14 protein-coding genes and 1 pseudogene are annotated in these 22,414 nt (G+C 41.6%); 8 read left to right on the forward strand and 7 right to left on the reverse strand.

The genetic code is table 11. The features are described from left to right. Window positions 1-382: 382 nt before the first annotated feature. Window positions 383-1,456: an IS701 family transposase gene (locus AC6IZ0_RS11670; RefSeq protein ID WP_497723033.1), complete on the reverse strand. Its 1,074-nt coding sequence runs from the start codon at window positions 1,454-1,456 to the stop codon at window positions 383-385. 746 nt (window positions 1,457-2,202) lie between these two features. Between AC6IZ0_RS11670 and AC6IZ0_RS11675 the strand changes: the two genes are divergently transcribed. The 5 genes from AC6IZ0_RS11675 to AC6IZ0_RS11695 all read left to right on the forward strand — a co-directional run bounded on the left by AC6IZ0_RS11675 (window position 2,203) and on the right by AC6IZ0_RS11695 (window position 6,532). After that, window positions 2,203-3,126, forward strand: a complete 924-nt coding sequence (locus AC6IZ0_RS11675; RefSeq protein WP_497723034.1) for an energy-coupling factor ABC transporter permease — start codon at window positions 2,203-2,205, stop codon at window positions 3,124-3,126. Further along, window positions 3,119-3,784, forward strand: a complete 666-nt coding sequence (locus AC6IZ0_RS11680; RefSeq protein WP_271733874.1) for an energy-coupling factor transporter transmembrane component T family protein — start codon at window positions 3,119-3,121, stop codon at window positions 3,782-3,784. The genes AC6IZ0_RS11675 and AC6IZ0_RS11680 overlap by 8 nt, the downstream gene beginning before the upstream one ends. Continuing rightward, complete coding sequence (locus AC6IZ0_RS11685) at window positions 3,781-4,545, forward strand: energy-coupling factor ABC transporter ATP-binding protein (RefSeq protein WP_497723035.1); 765 nt, start codon at window positions 3,781-3,783, stop codon at window positions 4,543-4,545. The genes AC6IZ0_RS11680 and AC6IZ0_RS11685 overlap by 4 nt, the downstream gene beginning before the upstream one ends. A 111-nt stretch (window positions 4,546-4,656) precedes the next feature. Then, window positions 4,657-5,154, forward strand: a complete 498-nt coding sequence (locus AC6IZ0_RS11690) for a hypothetical protein (RefSeq protein ID WP_497723036.1) — start codon at window positions 4,657-4,659, stop codon at window positions 5,152-5,154. A gap of 214 nt (window positions 5,155-5,368) precedes the next feature. Next, window positions 5,369-6,532 carry a baeRF3 domain-containing protein gene (locus tag AC6IZ0_RS11695; protein WP_497723037.1) on the forward strand — a complete coding sequence of 388 codons (1,164 nt, stop codon included), beginning with the start codon at window positions 5,369-5,371 and terminating at the stop codon, window positions 6,530-6,532. 138 nt (window positions 6,533-6,670) lie between these two features. Here AC6IZ0_RS11695 and AC6IZ0_RS11700 read toward each other — a convergent pair whose 3' ends face one another. The 4 genes from AC6IZ0_RS11700 to AC6IZ0_RS11715 form a co-directional block, all read right to left on the reverse strand. Further along, window positions 6,671-10,621 carry an Eco57I restriction-modification methylase domain-containing protein gene (locus AC6IZ0_RS11700; protein WP_497723038.1) on the reverse strand — a complete coding sequence of 1,317 codons (3,951 nt, stop codon included), beginning with the start codon at window positions 10,619-10,621 and terminating at the stop codon, window positions 6,671-6,673. A 73-nt stretch (window positions 10,622-10,694) separates the two neighbouring features. Further along, window positions 10,695-13,334: a putative PEP-binding protein gene (locus AC6IZ0_RS11705; RefSeq protein WP_497723039.1), complete on the reverse strand. Its 2,640-nt coding sequence runs from the start codon at window positions 13,332-13,334 to the stop codon at window positions 10,695-10,697. Window positions 13,335-13,359: 25 nt separating this feature from the next. Then, window positions 13,360-14,532, reverse strand: coding sequence for a DNA replication/repair protein RecF (recF, locus tag AC6IZ0_RS11710; RefSeq protein WP_497723041.1), 1,173 nt, complete (start codon window positions 14,530-14,532; stop codon window positions 13,360-13,362). An 87-nt stretch (window positions 14,533-14,619) separates the two neighbouring features. Next, a complete protein-coding gene (locus tag AC6IZ0_RS11715; protein ID WP_497723042.1) occupies window positions 14,620-17,496 on the reverse strand; it encodes a cation-translocating P-type ATPase in 2,877 nt (958 codons plus the stop codon). A gap of 546 nt (window positions 17,497-18,042) precedes the next feature. On the opposite strand from AC6IZ0_RS11715, the gene AC6IZ0_RS11720 reads away from it, so the two are divergent. Then, window positions 18,043-19,743: a transglutaminase domain-containing protein gene (locus AC6IZ0_RS11720; RefSeq protein ID WP_497723043.1), complete on the forward strand. Its 1,701-nt coding sequence runs from the start codon at window positions 18,043-18,045 to the stop codon at window positions 19,741-19,743. Window positions 19,744-19,909: 166 nt separating this feature from the next. Here the strand turns inward: AC6IZ0_RS11720 and AC6IZ0_RS11725 are convergent, their stop codons facing one another. Further along, entirely contained in the window at window positions 19,910-20,089 is a 180-nt protein-coding gene (locus AC6IZ0_RS11725) for a hypothetical protein (protein ID WP_497723044.1), read from the reverse strand. Between the two features lie 336 nt (window positions 20,090-20,425). Here AC6IZ0_RS11725 and AC6IZ0_RS11730 point away from each other — a divergent pair, with 336 nt between their 5' ends. Then, the gene (locus AC6IZ0_RS11730; protein WP_271733864.1) at window positions 20,426-21,865 is read left to right on the forward strand and encodes a phosphoglucomutase/phosphomannomutase family protein; all 1,440 of its coding nucleotides are present in this window, start codon (window positions 20,426-20,428) and stop codon (window positions 21,863-21,865) included. A gap of 112 nt (window positions 21,866-21,977) precedes the next feature. On the opposite strand, the gene AC6IZ0_RS11735 is transcribed toward AC6IZ0_RS11730, so the two are convergent. Beyond that, on the reverse strand, window positions 21,978-22,136 hold the full coding sequence (locus AC6IZ0_RS11735; protein WP_497723046.1) for a hypothetical protein: 159 nt from the start codon (window positions 22,134-22,136) through the stop codon (window positions 21,978-21,980). Between the two features lie 77 nt (window positions 22,137-22,213). Here AC6IZ0_RS11735 and tnpA point away from each other — a divergent pair. Then, window positions 22,214-22,384, forward strand: a pseudogene (gene tnpA, locus AC6IZ0_RS11740) (IS200/IS605 family transposase); the annotation flags it as partial. Window positions 22,385-22,414 lie beyond the last annotated feature (30 nt).

The raw sequence follows: 22,414 nt of genomic DNA on the forward strand, positions 1-22,414 counted from the left end.
CTGTGATGTTTATACAGCAATTATTAATTATTTTAGTTTAGCTTTATTATGGAGAGCGAAAAATTTCGGTCATTCGTGAGTTTACCCAAAGTATTGGTAAAGAGAATTTCTTTGTACTAGGCGAGATTACAGGTGGGCGAAAGAGAGCTTATGAAACCCTGCAATTAACCGGACTCAGTGCGGCACTAGGAATTGATGATATCCCCGATAAGCTGGAATATTTAGTAAAGGGATACTGCAACCCCAACGAATATTTCAGTCTGTTTCGGAACTCGGAGTTAACGTGAGTTCGACGGAGAGGAAGGGACAAAAAGCTTGCTGTGTAAGAATTTGCTCAAGCGGCATCATGGGAGCGATCGCGCACAGTGAGACATCACTACGATTAATTGAGAATCGGTAAAAAGTGACAAAAAAATGCCGAAACTAAAAATATCAAAGAAAAATAAAGGTTTCGGCTATGAAAAATATGCTCACGGACAACAGAAGTAAATAGATTCCTCTGTACTTCATACCAATTGCTAATTATATTTTCAGAGCGCATAAACTCCAATTTCACAAATGCTTGAAGTGAACAAAATATGTGAGTTTTGATTGCACAGGTATCTCTAACCATGAACCGACAAATTCCACATACTTGTTTTATGGCTCGATGAAATGTTTCAATACCCCAATGGCTATCATGAATTGTGATGAAGGTACTTCTGGTTATGTCTTTGATTTTCTCCTCATCTGGCAGATATAAAATATAATGTCTAGAGTCTTGCTTTTTAAAGTCTTTCCTAAACAATTTTATAAATCCAAATTCTTTCAGATGTGTCCTTAATCCTTCTTCGGGAATAGCCAGAGTGCTTACTTGACAATACTTGTGTGGCTCATTTGAAACAGTTCTATTTTTTTCAATTCCGAATAGGAAACCCAATTTCTGGTTTTTTAGAAATTTCAAGTTTTCTACTCCAGAATACCAACTATCTCCTGTTACCATTCTGGGTTTGACTCCCCAGCTTATTATTTCATTTACCATTTCTCTAAAATAATCGTTTTTTGTTTTTCCCTCCTTTTTATCATATATTCTATAATTTATTGGCACTGAATTACCATGAATATCACTGTAATATAGAGTGATTAAATTTAAGCCAATAATTGTTTTATGGGCTTTCCCTGACCAAAAATAACTGATTAATTCCGCATTTTTAGGAACGCTGTAAATCTTTTCTATGACTGTATCGTCTACGCTTAATATCCCTCCTTCCAGGTTGATAATTTTCTCTATTATGCTGAATAAATCTTTGGGTTCGTATCTCTCTCTCAATAAAAAGCGGTTTACACTATCATGTGAAACATCTCCCAATATCTCCGCTAACCTACTGCACCCTCCATACTTTGGCTCTGACAGTAAAAATAAGGTGTAGATGTCTAGATTGCATTGTGCTGTCGAGGGTTTAGTAATTTCTCTCATTCTCCCATACCCATTACTAGACGACCCTTATTTATCAATGCACTATTTTGTTATTCTGTCAATGCGTAAGTCCTATATTCTATAATTTATTGGCACTGAATTACCATGAATATCACTGTAATATAGAGTGATTAAATTTTTGCTAATCTTAATAGCGATCGCATGATCTAGCCATCATAGATCATGTTTTTTGTCAATGCGTAAGTCCTATTCTCTTAAGATTTACAAGAAAGACTACCGCTATCATTGCTTGGTTTTCGCGTTGGCAATAGTCTTAATTCAATACTTGATATCGTAGGATTATATATCAAGTGGGCGATTTTCTTAACTCACTTATGTCAATGCTTGTAAACACAAGTATAGTTTTGTCCATAAAATAGTCAGCTTAGGACTAGCTCACTAGCAAACTGACAAAAGCCCAGCACCCACGAAACAAACCTGGCGCAACTCAGATCACCAAGGTCAGGATTAACCAAACTAATTGCAGATATCATATTTCAGCATATCACCCCCCAAAGCTACACAGCCAGTTTCAACAGGGTGAGAAATAAAATTTAACATTCCGATAAATAAGTATATTTTTGAACTAAAAAATTATGATCACAATTACCTGAATAACAGGTTAAAATCCCCCAAGAGGGCATTGTAAAAGCCAGAGAAATTATGTTTTCTGTTAATGTGATCCTGTAATTACATTATTTTGCTGTGTAATTATACACATTCAATACATTCATACAGAGTAGATAATGCATATTCCTGATGGATTTATTTCAATTCCCGTAGCTGGGGCTACTAGTTTAGTAAGTGCAGTAGCACTGGTGATTGCCTGTAAGCGATCGCAAGAAGAGCTAGGGATGCGTAGCGCCCCTATACTCGGCTTAACCACAGCTTTTATTTTCGCCGCCCAGATGGTCAATTTTCCCGTAGCTGGGGGTACAAGTGGTCACTTATTGGGGGGAACCCTAGCAGCCATAGTTTTAGGTAGTCCTTGGGCTGCAATGTTATCCATGTCCACAGTTTTCATCATTCAAGCTGTACTATTTGCCGATGGTGGCATCACCGCACTGGGAGCTAATATTTTCAATGCGGCAATCATTAGTGTTTGGGTCGGCTGGGTATTAACCCAAACTATACAAAGACTCCTGGGAGGCTCCAAGGGACGCTTACCCCTAGCAGCTGGTATTGCGGCGGCTATCAGTATCGTAGTAGTAGCCATAGTTTGCGCCCTACAGTTAGCTGTTTCCGGAACCGCACCCATTAACATAGTCCTACCAGCGATGACAGGTGTACATATTCTGATTGGGATTGGTGAAGGTCTGATTACAGGCGGTGTCTTGGTTTACCTAGCTAAAGCCAGACCAGACTTACTACCAGGAGAGCAGCAACAGTTTCAAGCTTGGTTAGTCCCTGTGGTTACTATTTTCTTGATTGCTGGAGTCTTATCTTTGGTAGCTTCAGGCTGGCCTGATGGTTTGGAAAAAGTGGCTGAGGATTTAGACTTTATCGGTTTAGCCGACGAAGTGCGAGTACAAGTATCAACGCCTTTTGCTGACTACGAACATGAATCTTTAGGATTGATTGGTACTAGTATTGCCGGACTTCTGGGGGCTATAGTCAGCTTTGGTGCGGCTTTTGGCATTGCTAAAGTGGTAAAACCCAAAAATGCTTAAACTTGCTTTGCCTTTGCGTTTGCATTTGTCCTTAGTAATTGTTGTGGGGACAGCCTTACTACAGTACAATGCTTGGCTGTGCTTGGGAATATATGGGGCGATCGCTCTTGTTTGGGTGGTATTTTTGCGCGTACCCATTCCCCAACTAGCAGGAATACTCGGTATTGAATTAATTTTCCTCTCATTCATGGCCTTACCCATGGGGTGGGAAAGAGCCAGTTTTTTATTGCTACGTTCCCTTATTTGTCTGGTTACCATGAATAGTTTTTTATTAACCTTACCCCCCCATAGTTTTGCCATTGCCCTCAAAAGCCTACCCGTACCTGCACCAATTAAGGCTAATTTATTATTAACTGGGCAGTACCTGGAAATTGTACTGGATGAAGTCACACGGATGCAGCGTAGCGCTCAACTGCGGGGTTTAAATGGTAAGCCAGCATGGTTACGCTATACTAATGCTGCGATGATTGGAGCCTTATATCTTAGGAGTTTAGACAGAGCAGAGCGAGTTTATGCTGCCATGGTCATTCGTGGTTACAATGGACAGTTACCTGTAGAGGCGATATTCAAACCAAAACAGCGTTTTTTGGTGTTGTTCGCTTTTACCCTAGCATCTGGCTTGACCATAAGTTCTTACAATTTAGTGCGGGTATTTTGAAATCTTTGACATTTGATTCCCAACTTTCCAGACATCACCCCCGCCCCACTGTCATTGAGGTGGAGAATCTGGTATATGCATACGGTAACCAGAAGCCAGTCTTAGAAAATGTTTCTTTTTCTTTGAATGCAGGCGATCGCGTAGGGTTAATGGGTGCTACTGGTTCGGGTAAAAGCACATTATTAGAAAACCTGATCGGCTTAAAACAACCCCATGGGGGGAAAATCTTAATTAATGGTATTCCCTTAGAACCAAAAACCCTTCCCCAGCTAAGGCGTAATATCGGTTTTGGCTTTCAAGATGCCAATGACCAACTATTTATGCCCACTATCTTAGAGGATATTACCTTTGGACCGCGTAATTACGGTATTCCCCCGTCTCTAGCTATTGACCGAACCAGGGAATTATTAGCAAATTTTGGTTTAGAAGCCTACGCTCACCGTTCCTGTCACGAACTTTCGGGAGGACAAAGACGACTGGCTGCAATAGCTGCGATTTTAGCCCTAGAGCCACAAATTCTGATTTTAGATGAACCAACTAACGGACTTGATCCCGCATGGCGACGGCACTTAGCACAAGTATTGTTGAACTTGCCTGTGCAGGTGATGTTAATTGCCTCCCATGAGTTACATTGGTTGGGGAAAGTGACTCAACGTGCTTTAGTCTTGTCTGGTGGAAGTATTCAATTAGATACTAAGATTCAAGGGTTGTTAGAAGACGGAGAGACTTTAACCCAGTTGGGTTTACCAGTTGATTGGTGATACGCTAGCGATCCGCCACGCTATAGCGCAGCGTGGCGGGGTTCCATACCTATTAATAAGTGAGGTTTTACTATTCATATAGTACCTATTTACCTGCAATCTGCTGTATGATTGACAAATAACGGTGGGGTATTTTCTGTGTGGCGTAAGTTGATTGTGATTGCAACCGTTAGTCTGATTTTTACTCCACTGCTGAGTAGTTGTGAGGATCAATTTACCCAATGTCAGCGACTAATTCAGGTGGTGAATGTTGGGAACTCTTTAATTGAGCCAAATAAAGGAGAGCAGGTAGTAACCAGCTTGCAACTCTCAAGGGATTTGCAAGTGATTACTAAGTCTTTAAAACGACTAAATTTATCAGACCCGAATCTGAAGGAGTTTCAAAGCAGCTTTGCCCAGATATTTGATAATCTTAGTCAAGCGATCGCCAAAGCATCTCAGGCTCTTGGTACAACTAAAAATGCCGCAGCATCGCCAGCAAGTAGGGAACAAATCCAAAAAGCGAGAACAGAAATTGATAAATCTTTGACATTAGCCGCTGAAACTGCAGGGAAAAAATCAGATGCTTTAGCAGCAGAATTAAATAAGTACTGCCAACTGTTTAAGTAAATATACATATCGTAATGTCTCCTTTGCATCGCTACGTCGCGGCTGTAATTTTATCGTCTCCTAGGAAAAATTAGTAATCTTTCAAACTAACCGTTTATCTATCTCAAAAAAAGTCTGTATCATACTTAAGTCAAAAGCAAGATGAAAATTAATCAAACCTGTTGTGACATGAAATCAGCTTGATTAGTTTCTCTTGACTAGGAGTTCAACAACAGTGCCAATATTATCCCATGATGAACTCAAAATTTTAGTCGATAATCCCCAAAGTCCCTGTGTTTCTTTGTATATGCCTATGCAAAAAGCAGGCCCAGAAATTCGACAGAATCCCATTCGGTTTAAAAATTTAATCCGTGAAGCTGAGGAACGTTTATGTGCCATCGGTATTCGTCATACTCAAGCCATTGATTTCCTCCAACCAGCAAGGGAACTTGATACAACGGATTTTTGGGAAAACCAAGACAAGGGACTAGCAATTTTTATCTCTCCCCAGATGTTCCGCTATTATCGTCTACCAATGGAGTTTCAAGAATTGGTAGTTGTTGGCGAGCGTTTCCATCTTAAGCCATTACTGCATTTAATCAACAATGATGGTAAGTTTTATCTTCTAGCTCTGAGTCAAAAAGATATCAGACTATTTGAGGGAACTGGCTACAGTCTTGAGGAGGTGGAAGTACCAAATATGCCAGAGAGTATAGATGTAGCTCTCCTAGAGGAGAATATTCAAAGAGGGGTACAACATCGTATTGGTACACCCACCAGGGGAACCGCTAGTTCTTTTCTACAACCTGGCGATGTTCATGGACAGGGAAGTCCTGACCGAGATCAACATCAACAAAGTATCTTGCAATTTTGTCACATTGTAGATCGGGCAGTACACGAGACAATCCGGGGGGACAATTCTCCGTTATTATTGATGGGGGTTGAATATTTGTTTCCCATTTATCAACAGGCAAATACTTATCCTTACTTCCTCGCAGAAAGTATTACTGGTAACCCGGAACTTATGAAACCGGAAGAATTGCATCAACAGGCTTGGCCTATTGTTGAACCTTTGTTTCGGCAAAATCAGGAGTCAGTTGTGGCACTTTATCAACAACTAGCTGGTACTGGTACAACTTCTAGTGATATTAAAGAAGTTGTCTGTGCGACTTATTGCCAAAGGGTTGATTCTATATTAGTGCCGATGGATATGCAAATTTGGGGCAAATTTAATCCAGATACCATGAATGTAGATTTACACTCAGAACCAGAGCCAGATGATCAAGATATGTTAGATTTGGCATCTATTCAGACGTTGATAAATGGTGGTAAAGTATACACTCTCGACTCAGAACAAATGCCTAATAGTACAGCAGTAGCAGCTATTTTCCGTTATTGATATTTTTGTGGTGTTTTTTGACTTTCTTAAATAAAATCAAAAAACACCCATGTTTGGTAATTTTTTTTGACTTGATTCTCAACTTTTAAATTTCCTATTTCAGTTGAGGTATACCAGTGAAAGTTGTGGTGCTTGAGACTACAATACAACCTTCAAGGCTTGTTCAATAATATCGATATACTCCTCTACTCCATAAAGACGATAGGCAATTGTATCAATTTGATTTCTGATTTCAAGTTGTCTTAATAAAACTGTTTCCAATTCTGATATACCAAGTTCTTGCCTAACTCTTTGCTCAATAACTTCTAAAGCCCGAAGATTACTAAACCTATCGATATCATAACGATTAACTTTCAAAACATCAAAGGCTGCATTGACCAAATTTCCGGCTTCACGAGACAACTTTCGTTTATTACGAAAAGATGAATCAAACTCAGTGAGATAAATCAGCCTTGCTAAAAGATATCGGCGCAAGTGTGGTGTGCGAATACTCACACGAGCTATTTCTATCCATTCACGATTTCCCTCTTGCCAATCTTCATCATCTGTCACTTCGCCCCAAATAACATATCCATCGACACTCGCCTGTATTTGCAATTTTAATAGATGTCCTTCTCGATGAGGATGAGAACTTTCCCACTCAATGTCAGTAGCATAATCTCCAGTCAATCTGTGATATTCGTTTAACGATACTTCTTGATAAGTAACTCCTGAAGCTTTAGATTGGTAGGTGGTAACAATTTGGTAACGATTTTGCCAAATCTGATGAGCTTCACGACTTAACTGTACTAAAGTTTGGTAATCACTATTACTTTCAGGTTCCTTCAACTGGGGAATTGGCAAATCACCAACTTGATTTTCAAAGTATTCAAACATCCTTGTACTGGTGAGTTTTCCTAAACCACCTAATGCTGTGTAACGGAACTCAAGAACTTTAGAATTAAGTAAAGCTGTCAGAAAATATAGTCTAGTAATTATTGGATTATCTGAATCGTAATCATATATATCTCTTAAAAATATAGCAGTAGTATCTGTTAAACCTGCCAAATTACCTTCTAAATCAATGCTAAACCTATTATTACTCGCACGATATGGACATAGAATTTTAGGGCGGAAATGAAAATGTTGGTCTTTACGCCTTGATCTTTGTAAAGCATACCACTGACAACTTCCTTGTTTATATGCTGCTCTTTTTTCCAACTTACCTCTATTTTCGAGCAAATACTTTTGAATTGGTTCTGGTAAATCTTCAAAGCTGTTACTGTTTTCAACATATAACAAATAAGAATTATCGGGAACAAATCCATAAGCAAAAATTCCAGAATTTTTCACAATTGGGGTGAGTATATCTAGTATATCTTCAGAAAATTCAAAACTAAAGCCATGAGTAGGTGCAAAAACACTGTTTTCTCCTGTTTGAATACCCTGTTCAACTAAGTCACATTCAGGTAAATCTCTGAGTTTGACTCCTTGAGAATCAATTATGGCGAAAATTTCATTATATGGCGATATACTCCAACGAGATGAATTTAAGGTTTGTTGTAGAAGTTCTACTGTGTTAACAGAATTTTCAGGAAACTTGTTCAGAGGATTATCTGAACCTAATACAGATTTGACATCGGCAAAATTGATCACATTTTCGACATAAAATTTTAGTTCATTGCTTGATATATCCTTATTAATTAAAGAAATTATACAAGTAGCAATTCCAGCCCTAAATACTTTATGACCTAAAAAGTCGATTATACTTTCAATTTTGGTTTTGCGGCTGAGAAAATCTCTCAACTTCGAGGATTTATCACCTTGGATGAAAGAACGTGAAACAATGTAAGTCAGCCGTCCTTGATCACGTAACAATTCAAATCCCCATTTAATAAAATAGAACAATATATCTGTTTTATCAGTATAAATATCAGGGTATGCATACCTGAGCCATTTTAATTCTAGGGCATTTCTACCAAAGATGGCATCAACGTTAAAATAGGGAGGATTACCAATTGCAGCAAAAAACCCTTGTTCTGCTGCTGGTAATTGTGGATCAAATATATGAGGAAATTCAACATACCAGTTAAATGGGCGTTTAATAACAACTTCTTCTAAGGCACTTTCTAATGTCATTAGTTCAGATTTAACTCTGGCTAATTCGGCAGTTGTCCAATCTTCTAAATTTTTTTCAGTCCATTCATCTAAGTTTTCAGGATTGATAGCGTCTGTTAAAAAAGAGCGAATTAGTCCTAATTCTTTGATATTAGCTTCTCTATGTTTGATCAAATGCACTACTGATTGTATACTTTCATCACTAGCGAAAAAGGCAGTTAAAACAGGATTAATCTGCTGATTGATTGATGTAATGCTAGTTTCAAAGTTAGTAACTGCTTGATTTCTTTGTATTTCAGTTTGATTAGTATCTCTAGCATTTCTGGCTAAATCTGCGGCTCTTCCTAGTGAATCCTGAAATGGTGCTAAATTTGCGGGGGAATATATTAAACTATCTCCAACTCGAATATTTAAAGTTAGTGCAGGAAGATGAGAATATATAGACCCACCGCGTCTACCATATTCATCAGGACGCGATCGCAATAATTTTGTCCAGAGTGACAGTTTTGCTAATAACACAGCTTGGGGGTCTCTATCTACCCCATGGAGCATTCTGACGATGATCTGTTCTTCAGGATTAATAATTGGTTGTACTGATACATGACTAAATAAATCAAAGTTGTCAGGTATCTTAGCTGTTGCACAAGCTTGATTATAACGTTTAATTTCACCCAGTATATAATCGAATGCACCTAAAAGAAATGAACCAGAACCACAAGCAGGGTCAATTATTGTCATGTCTAAGACTGAACTTGCAAATGCATAAGCTTGATGAAAGTCTCCTACTTCCAAAAAACCAATGGCCGCATCAATTTTAGGCTTAATTGAAGGTTGTAGAGTTTGATATACAATACGATTAACAATATAGTCAGGAGTATAGAAAATTCCTTCGCGCTTGCGGGTTTGTTGATTTTCTAAAATTTTCACAACATCGCCCACCAGAGTTAATTGATGGGCTAGAAACTGTTCATAAGCAGTACCTAAAATATCCGGTGTTAGAGTGGTAAAATCATAGTTATAAATTGAGCGATAGTTGGTTAAATTTCCTGTGATTGTATCAAGTATACCTGCTGGTGGCACTGCATTTATGACAATAATTGATTGAATGTATTGAACATCAATCATGAGTTTATCAATCCAAGAAGGCTGAAATAGTTCAGTATTATAGCCTATCCAGGTATGATGAAAAGCTCGTCTGAGGTCTTCAATGAATGGTAAATCTGGGAAAGTTTGCTGCCAGTGATAATAAACTCTGCCCAGATAGTTGAAGGGCATTTCTCGGCTGAATGTCTCTAAAAGTCGAATTAACAAAAAACGATTTAAAATAACTTGAGAAGCTTCGCGGACTTTTTCTAAACTTAAATTAGGTTGTGATTTTTTGATACCATTGGCAAGGATAACACGCCAAATTTTTAAATCAGCCAGAAATTTTGTGCCTAATCCTTCTCTGGTTTTTTCGCTGTAAAATGCTTCTAGACGATCACTGCGTGAACTATCACGTCTGAGGCAAGTATATAGTCTGCTGACAAGCTCAGTATCATCTCGCATTTCCTCCATTGTAAATGACCAAAAAGGTTTTTTATCCTGTAACCTTAAAATGTGCCATTCCCGAAAATTTGAGAGGATAATCCACAGAACAGGTTCTTGTGTGCCAACATCTAGACTGTAATTTCTCAGATAATCTAAAACTTGCTGTTCATTTGTATTCCATATATTCTTATCCCATAAACTTTTGGCTTCAAACATGAGTTTGGGATGCTGGTTTACTTGAGGACGAAGCAAATAATCAACCCAGATCGTAGTTCCAATTAAACTGCGAATTGAACCTTCATGGGTGCGATATTCCCTTGTATAACCCAGTGCATCTAGAAAAGGTGCAATCAAATTATCTTTTGTATTCTCCTCCGCTTTACCAGCACGGCGAGAAAGCAGCATATTTTCTGCTGTGGTGACTAGTTTTGCAATTTGAGCGCGGAATTCTGGGAGGGACATTTGTACACGATAAAACTAACCACATAATGTATGATAGTTTTTTATGGACTTAATTAGAGACTTGAACAGGTTACTAATCTTGAAGTTGGTTTCTCGCAGCGGCTAAAATGAGGCGTTGTTCAGCACGTGCGATCGCTCTATATGTCCTGTCTACTGCTTCTGGTTCTACAGAAATAGAAGTAATACCCCATTGTATTAACTGGTCGATAATTTCTGGATAAATCGCGGGTGCTTGACCGCAGATGGAACAGGGTATCCCCGCAGTTTGTGCCATTTGGATCAATTGAGCGATCGCGCCCATGACCGCCGGATGAAGTTCATTTAATACTCTATTCATATCTCCTTGTTCTCGATCTACTCCTAAGAGTAATTGAGTGAGGTCATTTGTACCAATGGAAATACCAGCTACACCTGCTTTAACGTATTCTGGCAGCAAAAACAGCACACTGGGAACTTCTGCCATTATCCACAGTTGAAACTGGGGTACTTGGGTTAAACCTGCTTTTTCAACCTTCTCCCGACAAAAAGAAAACTCCGCTACACTGCGAACAAAAGGCAACAATAGATTAATATTAGTGTATCCAGCTTTTTGCACAGTTGCCAAAGCTGTGAGTTCCAACTCAAACACTGCGGGATGGCATAAATAACCAAATGTACCGCGATGTCCAGTGGTATTGGGGGGAGCGCCTATGGCTAACGTTACGCTGTCGCTATTGCTGGGGGACTCCAGATCAGGTGGGTTACCTGTAGCATATGGCCAGTCCAAAGAACGATAAAAAACTGGTCGCGGCGCAAAAGCAGCAGCAAAGCGGATAATCTGCTCTGTCCATTTTTCCAGTAATTCTGCTTCACGACCACTGACCAGCCAACTCTGAGGATGTTCACCTTCTAGTATATTGAGTAACATTAATTCTGAACGTAACAATCCCACCCCATCCACCGGTAAACTTTGAGCAGACTGAATTAATATCGGCTGACTCAAGTTAAGTAACAACTGGGTAGAAATCATTGGACAATCAGGAACACTAGGAGGAAGGGGAGAACCCGGACTTCTCTGTAGATGATCAAGAGTCTGGAGTTTATGAAACAACTCCGGGATCTGAAACTGGGGAGATGGCGGGATGGTGGCGGGATTTAGTTCTTGACTCTCTTGTGCTGGTGTTTTATCGCCTCTGATACCTTGCGTCGCGTAGCCATGGGGATAAATTTCGCCCTGATCACCATCCACAAGCAGCCCCTCACCGTGTTTAATCAAAACTGTGGCATCCACCGCATTAACTACGGCGGGGATACGCAGTTCTCGCGCCAGAATTGCCCCATGACTAGTTAATCCCCCTTTCTCAGTGATCAGACCGGAAATATTTTGTAATAAAGGCAACCACTCAGGCGTAATCGTTGGTACTACTAAAATTACTCCTTTATCTATGTGTCTTGGTTTATTGTCAGCATCGGTAATTACAACAGCAGTTGCTTTCACACGTCCCCCTGATGCTGGGATACCTGTAATCATAGCCGGCGTGGGTTGGTTGGCTTTCAAAGAGGTAAGGATTCTTTGGGATAGCGATTGCGTGGCGGTTGGTTTTATGAGCTGGCGTGGCGTAGCCATTCCTATCTGATAGCGATCGCGTGGGGTTAGCCATGGAACTGTAGACTTAGTAGGGTAACTAACTTGAGTCAAGTAGAGATTAGGTTTTGCCGTGTCTGCTGAGATAGTCCATTTAATGCTAAAGTTGTTTCCTATTTCACTCACAAGTTGATGTCCCAGAGTCATCACTTGTTGCAGATGTTCTTCTGATAAAGCGAATTGCTTTTGTTCCTGCTGACTAAGTATATAAGTCACTATATGACTATGATCTGCCGTGAGGACTAACTGGGATGAATCCAGAGTACTAGTATCATCAAAACCACTTGGCTGATAGCTAGCGTGGCGTAGCCATAGCTCATGGGGGAAGCCATAAGCCACTATTTTATGGCCTAGATGTCTCTCTAGTACCAGCCCTGTTTCCAGTTGGACATAGTAGACATCCGGTAGTACATCGCCTTGACAAATTGCTATTCCTAATCCCTTAGTCGCTTCTATTGTCCACTCTGATACCTTCAGTGGCGTGGTAGTAGAATGGGCATACAGAAGACCACTAGCAATAGCATTTTCTACTGGTTGCACCAACACCGCTAAATTAATTTTTTGCAGGTTAACCCCCATTCGCCGCCAATACAGTAGACTCCTAGCCCGAAATAACTGGCTCCAGGTACGTTTCAATGCCGAAGCTATCTTTTCCTCATCACACCGGCAAAAAACTGCATCCAACAACCCAGAGGGATTTCCCATCTCTGGCATCATACCCGATAGAGCCAAGCTGGGACGCAAAATCACATAACTGGTATCCCATTCTCTGGACTGCTGGTAAATTTGGTTTACCCACTGTGGTGGTACGGTTCCGGTGAGAATTTCCCGACGCAAGCGACCAGCTAACACCTGAAGTTGTCGCCAATTAGCTACATCTAGGTGCAAAGAGGAATAAGGTAAATCTGCTACTAAAGCCGACTTACTATTGAGAGTTGCCAGAAATTCTCGCAAAACTTCTGCTGAAACTACAAAACCAGGTATCACCGGGTAACCACGCTGCATAATCTTGCTCAGGTAGAATGCTTTGTCTCCTACCTGACGGCGGTCTTGCAGTTGAATTTGATCCAGCCAGTAGAGTTTATCCACTCAATTTATTATTACTCATTGGTCGTTAGTCATTGCTGCTATATCGTTCTTCAATCGCTCCCGACTTCACAAGCAGAATTTGGGAGGAATTCAACCACTGAGCATCGAAAGAACTGAGGTGAGTGGTAGTAATTAGAGTTTGAAACCGGTCTTGAATGGCATTGAGTAATTGATCTTGGCGAAATGGGTCTAATTCAGCCAGAACATCATCCAGTAATAGCAGGGGCGGTGCTTGGACTACTTCTGAAATCAATTGTAATTCTGCTAATTTGAGAGCTAGTACTAAAGTTCGTTGTTGCCCTTGGGAACCGTACAGACGGGCTGGTGTTTGATTAATCATTAATTCTACTTCGTCGCGATGAGGTCCGACAAGGGTGGTACCTCGGTACAGTTCCGCAGCAGTTCGTTGTTGAATTTTGGTTAAAAAGGCTGGACTGATATCTTCTGGATGGGTGGAGTCAAAGGGTACACTAGGCACATAATTAATTTGCAGAATTTCTGTACTACTACTAATACTAGCGTGCCAAGCAGCAGCAATGGGAGCTAGTCTTTGAATAGCACGATGGCGTCTTCTAATTACCTTGGTTCCAGTGGTAACTAACTGAGCATCCCATATAGCTAATGTAGAGAGGGGATTAATCCCATCTTTATTAGGCGCTGCTGAGTTGATAGAGACGTTCCGCCGGGACGTCTCTACTGTTTTTAGAAAGGCGTTGCGTTGGCGTAATACTTGGTTGTATTGCTGCAAAATGTCAGCATAGACCGGTTCGAGTTGAATTAACAGTGTATCTAGCCAGTTTCGACGACCATCAGGAGCACCCCGTACCAAGTCTAAATCCAAGCTAGAAAACTGCACAGCATTAAGTACACCCAAAAAATCCATTTGTCGGCGTACAGACTCACCATTAATCGCAACGCTGCGGCGACCATTCCTGCGCAGAGTCAACGCCAAATCACTGGTACTATTTTCTCCCTCTAGGGTGGCATTAATTTGAGCTATTTCCTTTCCTGCTTGAATGAAATCCGTCACCCGCCCCATGCGATGCGATCGCAATGTCGCCAGTAATTCCACCGCTTCTAACAAGTTAGATTTTCCCTGAGCATTATTACCGACCAAAATGGTTTTAGCAGCAGTGAACTCAACTTTCTGGTCTTGGTAATTACGAAATTGTCTCAGGTGTAGGTTTTTGAGGTACATAAATCATGGTCATTAGTCATTGGTGATTGGTGATTGGTCATTCACGCGCTTGGCTAGGATCCCGGATAAAAGACCCCATGAATTTGGTCACCGGTCAAAACTGCTTCTACCCGTCAGGCGCAAGAAAAGCTTTTCTAGTTCAATCCAGACAAACATCAAAGCACTGAAACCGAAACAAATAGCCAACTCTGTGGGGGGTAGCCAATGAGTACCAAAGAAAGCGCGCAGGGGTGGGAAGTAAATGAGTATGATCTGTAATATGGTTGTCAAAACTACAGCCCCCAGGACAAACATATTAGAGAAGGGGTTCATCTCTATGGTTAATTTGTTATGAGAACGAATGGCGATCGCATGACCCATCTGTGCTATACACAAGGAAGTAAATACCATTGTCTGCCATCGTTCTGGGTCAAGCCCCTGAACCTGTGTTTGGCAGTGATTGTATGCCCATAGCATCAAAATAATGGTAATCACAGCAAAAATAATTCCCGTCCGAATGATATAAGAACCTAACCCCCTAGCAAAAATACTTTCCCGGGGACTAAAAGGCGGACGTTTCATCACATCTGCTTCTGCGGGTTCTACAGCTAACGCTAATGCTGGTAAACCGTCTGTAACCAAATTCATCCAGAGAATTTGTAATGGTGTCAGGGGAACGCCGCCTAGCCCTAGCAGTGGGGCTGAGGCAATGGTGAGAACTTCCCCCACGTTACTACCAAGAATATACTTAATAAAACGGCGGATATTGGTGTAAACTACTCTTCCTTCCTTGGTGGCTGCAACAATGGTGGTAAAGTTGTCATCTAGTAGTACCATGTCACTGGCTTCTTTACTGACGTCAGTACCAGTAATGCCCATGGCTATGCCAATATCAGCTTGTTTGAGGGCGGGGGCATCGTTGACACCATCGCCCGTCATGGCGACAAATTTACCCCGACGTTGAAGAGCTTGCACTATTCGCAGTTTGTGTTCTGGGGCGACCCTGGCGTAGATGTTTACTATGTCAACTTGTTGCTCTAACTCCTGGTCGGTCATGTGTTGCAATTGTTGACCTGTCAGCACTGTATCACCTATTTGAGCTATTCCCAAATCAATGGCGATCGCCCGTGCTGTGAGTTGGTGGTCTCCTGTAATCATCATGGGACGAATTCCAGCATGGCGACACTCTTGCACTGCTGCTCTAACTTCTGGACGTGGGGCATCTAGCATCCCGACTAAGCCTAACCAAACCAAGTTTACCTCACATTTTTCCCCTTCCCCTTCTGGGACTTGTAGCAGGGGTTTGTAAGCGAAACCTAGGACTCGTAAACCTTGGCTTGCCATCCGGTCATTTTCTGCCAATATTTCAGCGCGTTGATTATCTGTCAATGGCAGACAATTGTTACCCAAAATAATCTCAGTACAACGTGTTAAGGTTAACTCCGGTGAACCTTTGGTAAACATTAAGTAAGGTTGAGACGCTATTAAGTTGGTAATTACCCCGTCAATAGTAGAGACGTTCTGCTGGGAGGTCTCTACAGGGGGGGATGTCTCTACTTCAACCTGACAAATTACACTCATGCGCTTGCGTTCTGAGTCAAAAGGAAACTCACTGACGCGGGGTAATTTCCTGTACCACTGGTCTTTCTCAATACCAGCTTTTCCGGCTACTGTTACTAATGCTCCTTCCGTGGGGTCTCCTAAAATTGCCCATTCACCTTTTTCTTTTTGCAGCACAGCATCATTACAAATAGCACAAGCGACCATTAGATCGGAAATTTCGGGATAATCTTCGACAACAATAGTTTGATTATCTAACTGAAATTCCCCTATGGGTGTATAGCCTTCTCCTGTGACCCGAAATATATTTTCATTGGCATAAATTGACTGGACTACCATTTTATTTTGGGTCAATGTGCCAGTTTTATCGGAACATATTGTAGTTACAGAACCCAATGTTTCTACGGCTGGTAGCTTGCGAATCAAGGCATGATGGCGTACCATACGCTGTGTTCCCAAGGCTAAGGTGACGGTGATGACGGCGGGTAAACCTTCTGGAACTACGGCGACTGCCATACTCAAGGAAATTTCTAAGAGTTCTCGAATGTTTGCCAATCCTCTGGCTTGAATAATACCGCCTAGTACTACTATGCCGACGAGAACGAGGGAACTTGTAACTAGGACGTTACCTAGCTGGGTCATGCGTTGCTGTAGAGGTGTCGGTTCATTATCGACGGACTGCAACATGGCGGCAATTTTACCCAGTTCGGTTTCCATCCCTGTGTTAGTTACCAGGACTTTGCCCCGTCCTTGGACGACTTCAGTTCCTTGAAAGACTAAGTTGATGCGATCGCCTAATGATGTTTCTTCCGGTAATATTAAATTAGCTTGCTTACTCACCGCCTCTGCTTCACCTGTAAGCGCTGATTCCCGCACTTGTAAATTAGACTGTTCGATTAAGCGTCCATCAGCGGCTATCTGCATTCCGGCTTCTAACAGCATCACATCCCCTGGGACTAGTTGCTTGGCGGATATCTCTATGTATTTGCCACTACGGATAACTCGCACGCTGGGAGAAGTGAGTTTTTTCAAGGCAGCTAGGGCTTTTTCTGCGCGGGTTTCTTGGACATAGCCAAGTATGCCATTGAGAACTACAATTGCCATAATCGCGATGGGATCTTTGAATGGCACTTCACCGGGAGCAATTTCTCCGACTTGCCAAGCCATGAAGTCTAAAAATGCGGAAATTACGGCTACGGCAATCAGCATCAATAACATAATATTTTTGAACTGATCTAGCAGTATCTCCCAGGAACTGCGACCATTATTTTCTTTTAGTTCGTTCTCACCGTATTTTTGCTGACGTTGTGGCACTTCCTCGGCTTTTAAGCCACTGTCTGCGTTACTATTAAGCAGGTTGATGGCTTGATCAACTTCCCAACTATGCCAAACACCAAGACCTTGAGACTCAGATTTACCAGACATTGTGTATGTCACAGCGAAATGGTTACAAAGTTAGATCATAATTTAAAGATGACCTTTATAGCATCAACTAAAGTTCATAAACCCCAGCCATTTAGGGCGGGGCTTTAAAGATCCCTAATCTGACCAGACTCAGTACCCAAAAGGTACTACGTTATAGGTAAGAGTTAAAGACCTACCAGGGGATACGTACCTAGTCCCCTGCTCTAGCGCTAAACGATTAAACAGATGTATAAGGACATGGTTTGGTAATTTTGTCCTGTTCTAACCGCCCTGTCCGTTGCTATAGATGTAATTCGGTGCATATCCCGGACTTCTGGTGTAGATGCTCAAGAGTCTGGAGTTTATGAAAGAAGTCCGGGATCTGAAACTCAAACACAGGTTACTAGTTTATTTGGAATCATCAGGTATGTATTTATACACTAAAAATGCATTATTAATAACATTTAACTCTCGTGAATTCTCTCTAAAAGCCAGAATTTTGGTGATCAAAAATATGCCAAAATTAATTCTGGGTGTGCTAAACGGTTAATTTAATTTTGGCTTAATATGAGTTTTGCACTTCCTAGTTTGATTACCAGCCCAATGTTTGGTCACAGAACAATTCGACCGCTAACAGCCGCAACTCTTTGTGGCATTGCTTTCATCCAAGATACACTGCTCGCCATTGATACTATTAAAGGGCATCTACTGGAGATTGACCCCACCTCTGATAACAGCAAAATCCGCAATCCCCACCAAATCAGGGAATTTCGTGATGTTGCAGGACTAGCAGTATGGTCAGACTCCCTGTGGGTAACGCGGGAAAACAGTGTTTATCTGTCCAAACTCTCGTCTTTGGGTCTAGAGCATTTTGTCACCCTACCTTATGCTGCTGATGGCGTTGCTGTTTGGGAATCAACAGTTTACGTTAGTTGCCAAAAACTCGGATCTATTCTGATTTTTGACCGCAATACGCGCAAGGAAATTACTCGGTTTTATGCACCGGGTGTGGGGGTGGAAAATTTAGCAGTCAACTCTGATACTCTTTGGGTTTGCGATCGCACGGAGCAAACAGTCTATGCTATGGACAGAGCCACTGGAGAAGTTCAATTCAGCGTGTTAACACCATTTGAATCTCCCACGGGTATTGCCATTCATACTCATCAACAGACAGGTAAAGAAACTCTTTTTGTGGCCTATGCCTCAGAAGAACCTTATATCCGGGATAACCCTAATGCTGATCCTTGTCATGAACTCACATACCGCGATCGCACTTTTATTCACCCCTTACATTACCATCACCAGGCAGATAAACACTACGCTCTTTCCAATGGCTATCTGATTGAAATGTCCTACGCCGAGGAAATTGCTCCCTTAGAAGAGGTATATTTGCCCGATGTAGAATGGCGTATTGCCCTACCCTCAAACACTGAACGTCAAAAGTTGCAATACGTTGAACCTATTGGTATCCCTTTTACGGAGGAAATAATAGATGGCCAACGTGTAGCAGTATTTAAATTTGATGCCCTGACACCAGGGGAAAGGCATATATTCGGTTGGAAAGCATTGTTGGAAGTACGAAGTATTAAATATCGCATCACCCCCAGCGATGTAGAAGATATTCCCCATAGCGATAGCGTGGCGTTAGGCATAGGATCACCAGAAGATGAAAAAAGCTACTTAGTGGATGATGATGATTTGGCAATGGATACACCCATTGTCAGACGTGCTGCCCGTGAAGCTATTGGATCGGAAACTAATCTTCTGCGGAAAATGTATAATATCCGTAACTACGTATACGATCAGTTGTCCTACGGCATTAAACCTTATATTGACACCCCTGATTTAGTCTTAGAACGGGGTGTTGGTTCCTGTGGCGAGTATGTAGGTGTTTTACTGGCTTTGTGCCGTTTGAATGGTATCCCCTGTCGCACAGTCGGTAGATATAAATGTCCGCCCCACAGCGAACACCAAGGAGTTCCTTTACAACCGGACTTTAACCATGTTTGGTTAGAATTCTACATCCCCGGTTGTGGTTGGTTACCAATGGAATCTAATCCTGATGATTTAGGTAACAATGGCCCCTACCCGACACGCTTTTTTATGGGTTTATCCTGGTATCACATTGAAATTGGCAAAGGTATACCCTTTGAAACCTTGAGTAGTCAAGGTGTTCGGCTGACCAAAGAAGACATTCCCATAGGCGACTTGGCCATTAATCACATTCGCTTTACAATTGTTAAAGAATTACCGCCATTTAGCGATTAGCCATTGGTGATTGGTGATCTAAAAGTAATGGACTATCGTGATATTTTTGTGTAACTTGTCGCAGGCGATCTGCTGGCCGCCGCGCTGGCGCTATCTTGTTGTAATGGTTGAGTGGAGTTGCTTAAGTTTAAGAGTTGTGCAGCTTGTTCGACACCGTTGGATCTGGTCAACAAATGTCAATTATGATGGAATTCATCAACGCTTTTTTCGGCGGGGATACCAATTCGCTGCGGTGCAGTAGCTTTACAGATCGCGATCGCGTGGCGTTAGCCATAAACGCAACCAGGGTTCGGTGGGTTTTCTCAACCTGGGGATGTAGGTCGCTAGGGATTTTAATCGCAGTCATGATAAATCCTTTGCTTAGTTTGTAAAATACATTGGAATCCCTAAGACGCAACAGTCCGAAATTAATCTGACTTGATTTCGGAGACTAACAGCGTTTTGATTTGTGCTTTATGTTGGCGTGCTTTAATCAACCCCCTTCTCATCTGGTAGTACCAAGGTTCTTGTCCTGTTGATCGGGCAAATCAAGACTAAAGGTGATAACTGGCAAAAGGTCGATTAGAAAATGACGTTGCTCAATGATCAGTGAGAAAAAATACATTGGGGGACACTTGCGGCTAGGCACGCTTTGCGGGAAGCTTCCTATAGGATTAAAGTTATCAGGGAGAAAGTGGTAAAAATGAGCGCTAGTAGCAATTCCAGTCAAATAAAATTTGGTACTGACGGTTGGAGAGGAATCATCGCTGATGATTTTACTTTCCCAAATGTGCGGAAAGTCACCAGGGCGATCGCAAGTTACCTCGAAACAGCTTACTCAAAAGATAGACCGGTTCTAATTGCCTACGATACTAGATTTTTGGCTGACCAGTTCGCCCAAACATCTGCTGAGGTTTTGGCAGACTTGGGTTGGACGGTGAAAATTACTGATCGGGACTGCCCCACACCAGTAATTGCCTACAACGCGCGGCTTTTGAATTCGGCGGGTGCTCTGATGTTTACTGCTAGCCATAATCCAGCGCCTTACTGTGGAATTAAATATATCCCTGATTATGCAGGACCAGCCACACCAGAAATTACTGATACAATTGTGGCTAATATTGACAGCGCATCTGATGCCCTGCCTGGCAGTAGTCCTGTGGGTAAAATTTCCATTTTTGACCCCAAACCCGAGTATCTCAAGTTTATCTACACTTTACTGGATATAGAACGGATTAAAAGTGCGAATTTAAAGGTGAAGTACGATGCGCTTTATTCTACTTCTCGCGGCTATTTGGATGAAGTTTTGCAACAGTGTCACTGTCAGTTAGAAAGCTTCCACACTAATCGTGATGTCCTATTTGGCGGCGGAATGCCAGAGCCCAAAGGTGAACAACTAGTCGGGTTGGTGGAGTCCGTACGTGCCGATCAAGCTGATTTGGGACTGGCTACAGATGGTGACAGCGATCGCTTTGGTATTGTCGATGAACAAGGAAATGTTCTCACCCCCAATACTGTGCTGTTATTACTAGCACGTCATTTAATCAAAAATAAAGGTAAAACTGGTGCGATCGTCAGGACTGTAGCCACGACTCACCTCCTAGACAATTTTGCCGCTAAATATGGGCTGCCAATTTATGAAACAGCTGTAGGCTTTAAATACATTGGTGAAAAAATGCGGGAAACTACCGTACTGATTGGAGGTGAAGAATCAGGTGGCTTAAGTATACTGGGGCATATTCCCGAAAAAGACGGTATTTTAGCTGATATGCTAGTTGCCGAAGCCATCGCCTATGAAGGTAAACCCCTGAGTCAGTTGGTTAAAGAAGCGATCGCAGAGGCTGATGGACCGCTTTACAATGACCGTCTTGACTTACACCTGACGGAGGCACACAAAACCGCTGTGATTGACTCCTTTACTCAAAATCCCCCTTGTGAGGTGGCGGGAATTAAAGTTAAAGAAGTTGGACGCAAAGACGGGATTAAGCTGTACTTAGAAGAAGGTAGTTGGGTGTTGTTGCGACCCTCCGGTACAGAACCTCTGGTACGTGTTTATCTGGAAACCAACTCCTCTGAGAAACTTACCAAGGTCGCTCAACAGATGGAAAGTGCCATCGCTAAATTAGAACCAGTAGCTGTTTAACACCTGACCCCCTAAAGAAACTTACCTTGGTAAGTTTCTTTAGTATTTGGCTAGGGAGTCTCCATCTAAGTAGCTGGGTTTTGACGTGTAAGATTCTTCAGTGACAATTAAACTAATTCTGATTCCACAACTGATTCACTGCCTTCATTGAGCGAGCATCAATCAATAAGGAATTTCCTAAAGTATCAACACACGCTGCTAGATTGTTAGCAGTACCAAGGTAAATCGATAAAGCTTGATTAATATCTAAATCCTGTTTATTCCTCTCCATTTCATAAGATAATTCCAGGTAAAATGCCCCATTTTTAGGCAGAATTGTAAATTCTTTAACTCTTGCATAATCAAATAATCGTTAAAGCTTTTAAAGGTCGTAGTAGCAACTATTTAAGAAAAGAATTCCCTGAATTGAAAAAACTACCTACCTTGTGGACTAACAGTTATTTTGTTAGCACTGCTGGTAATGTTAGTAGTGAGGTCATCAAACGATATATTAAAGACCCGCATCACGCCAAAAACTAAAAATACCAAGGTGGTTTTAACCACCGATTC

Source organism: Anabaenopsis sp. NIES-4685, from assembly GCF_059725405.1.

Coding starts and splice junctions, on each gene's coding strand:
- AC6IZ0_RS11670 (WP_497723033.1), bottom strand. CDS start 1,456: ATGAGAGAAATTACTAAACCCTCGACAGCACAATGCAATCTAGACATC.
- AC6IZ0_RS11675 (WP_497723034.1), top strand. CDS start 2,203: ATGCATATTCCTGATGGATTTATTTCAATTCCCGTAGCTGGGGCTACT.
- AC6IZ0_RS11680 (WP_271733874.1), top strand. CDS start 3,119: ATGCTTAAACTTGCTTTGCCTTTGCGTTTGCATTTGTCCTTAGTAATT.
- AC6IZ0_RS11700 (WP_497723038.1), bottom strand. CDS start 10,621: ATGTCCCTCCCAGAATTCCGCGCTCAAATTGCAAAACTAGTCACCACA.
- recF (WP_497723041.1), bottom strand. CDS start 14,532: ATGTACCTCAAAAACCTACACCTGAGACAATTTCGTAATTACCAAGAC.
- AC6IZ0_RS11715 (WP_497723042.1), bottom strand. CDS start 17,496: ATGTCTGGTAAATCTGAGTCTCAAGGTCTTGGTGTTTGGCATAGTTGG.
- AC6IZ0_RS11720 (WP_497723043.1), top strand. CDS start 18,043: ATGAGTTTTGCACTTCCTAGTTTGATTACCAGCCCAATGTTTGGTCAC.
- AC6IZ0_RS11725 (WP_497723044.1), bottom strand. CDS start 20,089: ATGACTGCGATTAAAATCCCTAGCGACCTACATCCCCAGGTTGAGAAA.
- AC6IZ0_RS11730 (WP_271733864.1), top strand. CDS start 20,426: ATGAGCGCTAGTAGCAATTCCAGTCAAATAAAATTTGGTACTGACGGT.
- AC6IZ0_RS11735 (WP_497723046.1), bottom strand. CDS start 22,136: ATGGAGAGGAATAAACAGGATTTAGATATTAATCAAGCTTTATCGATT.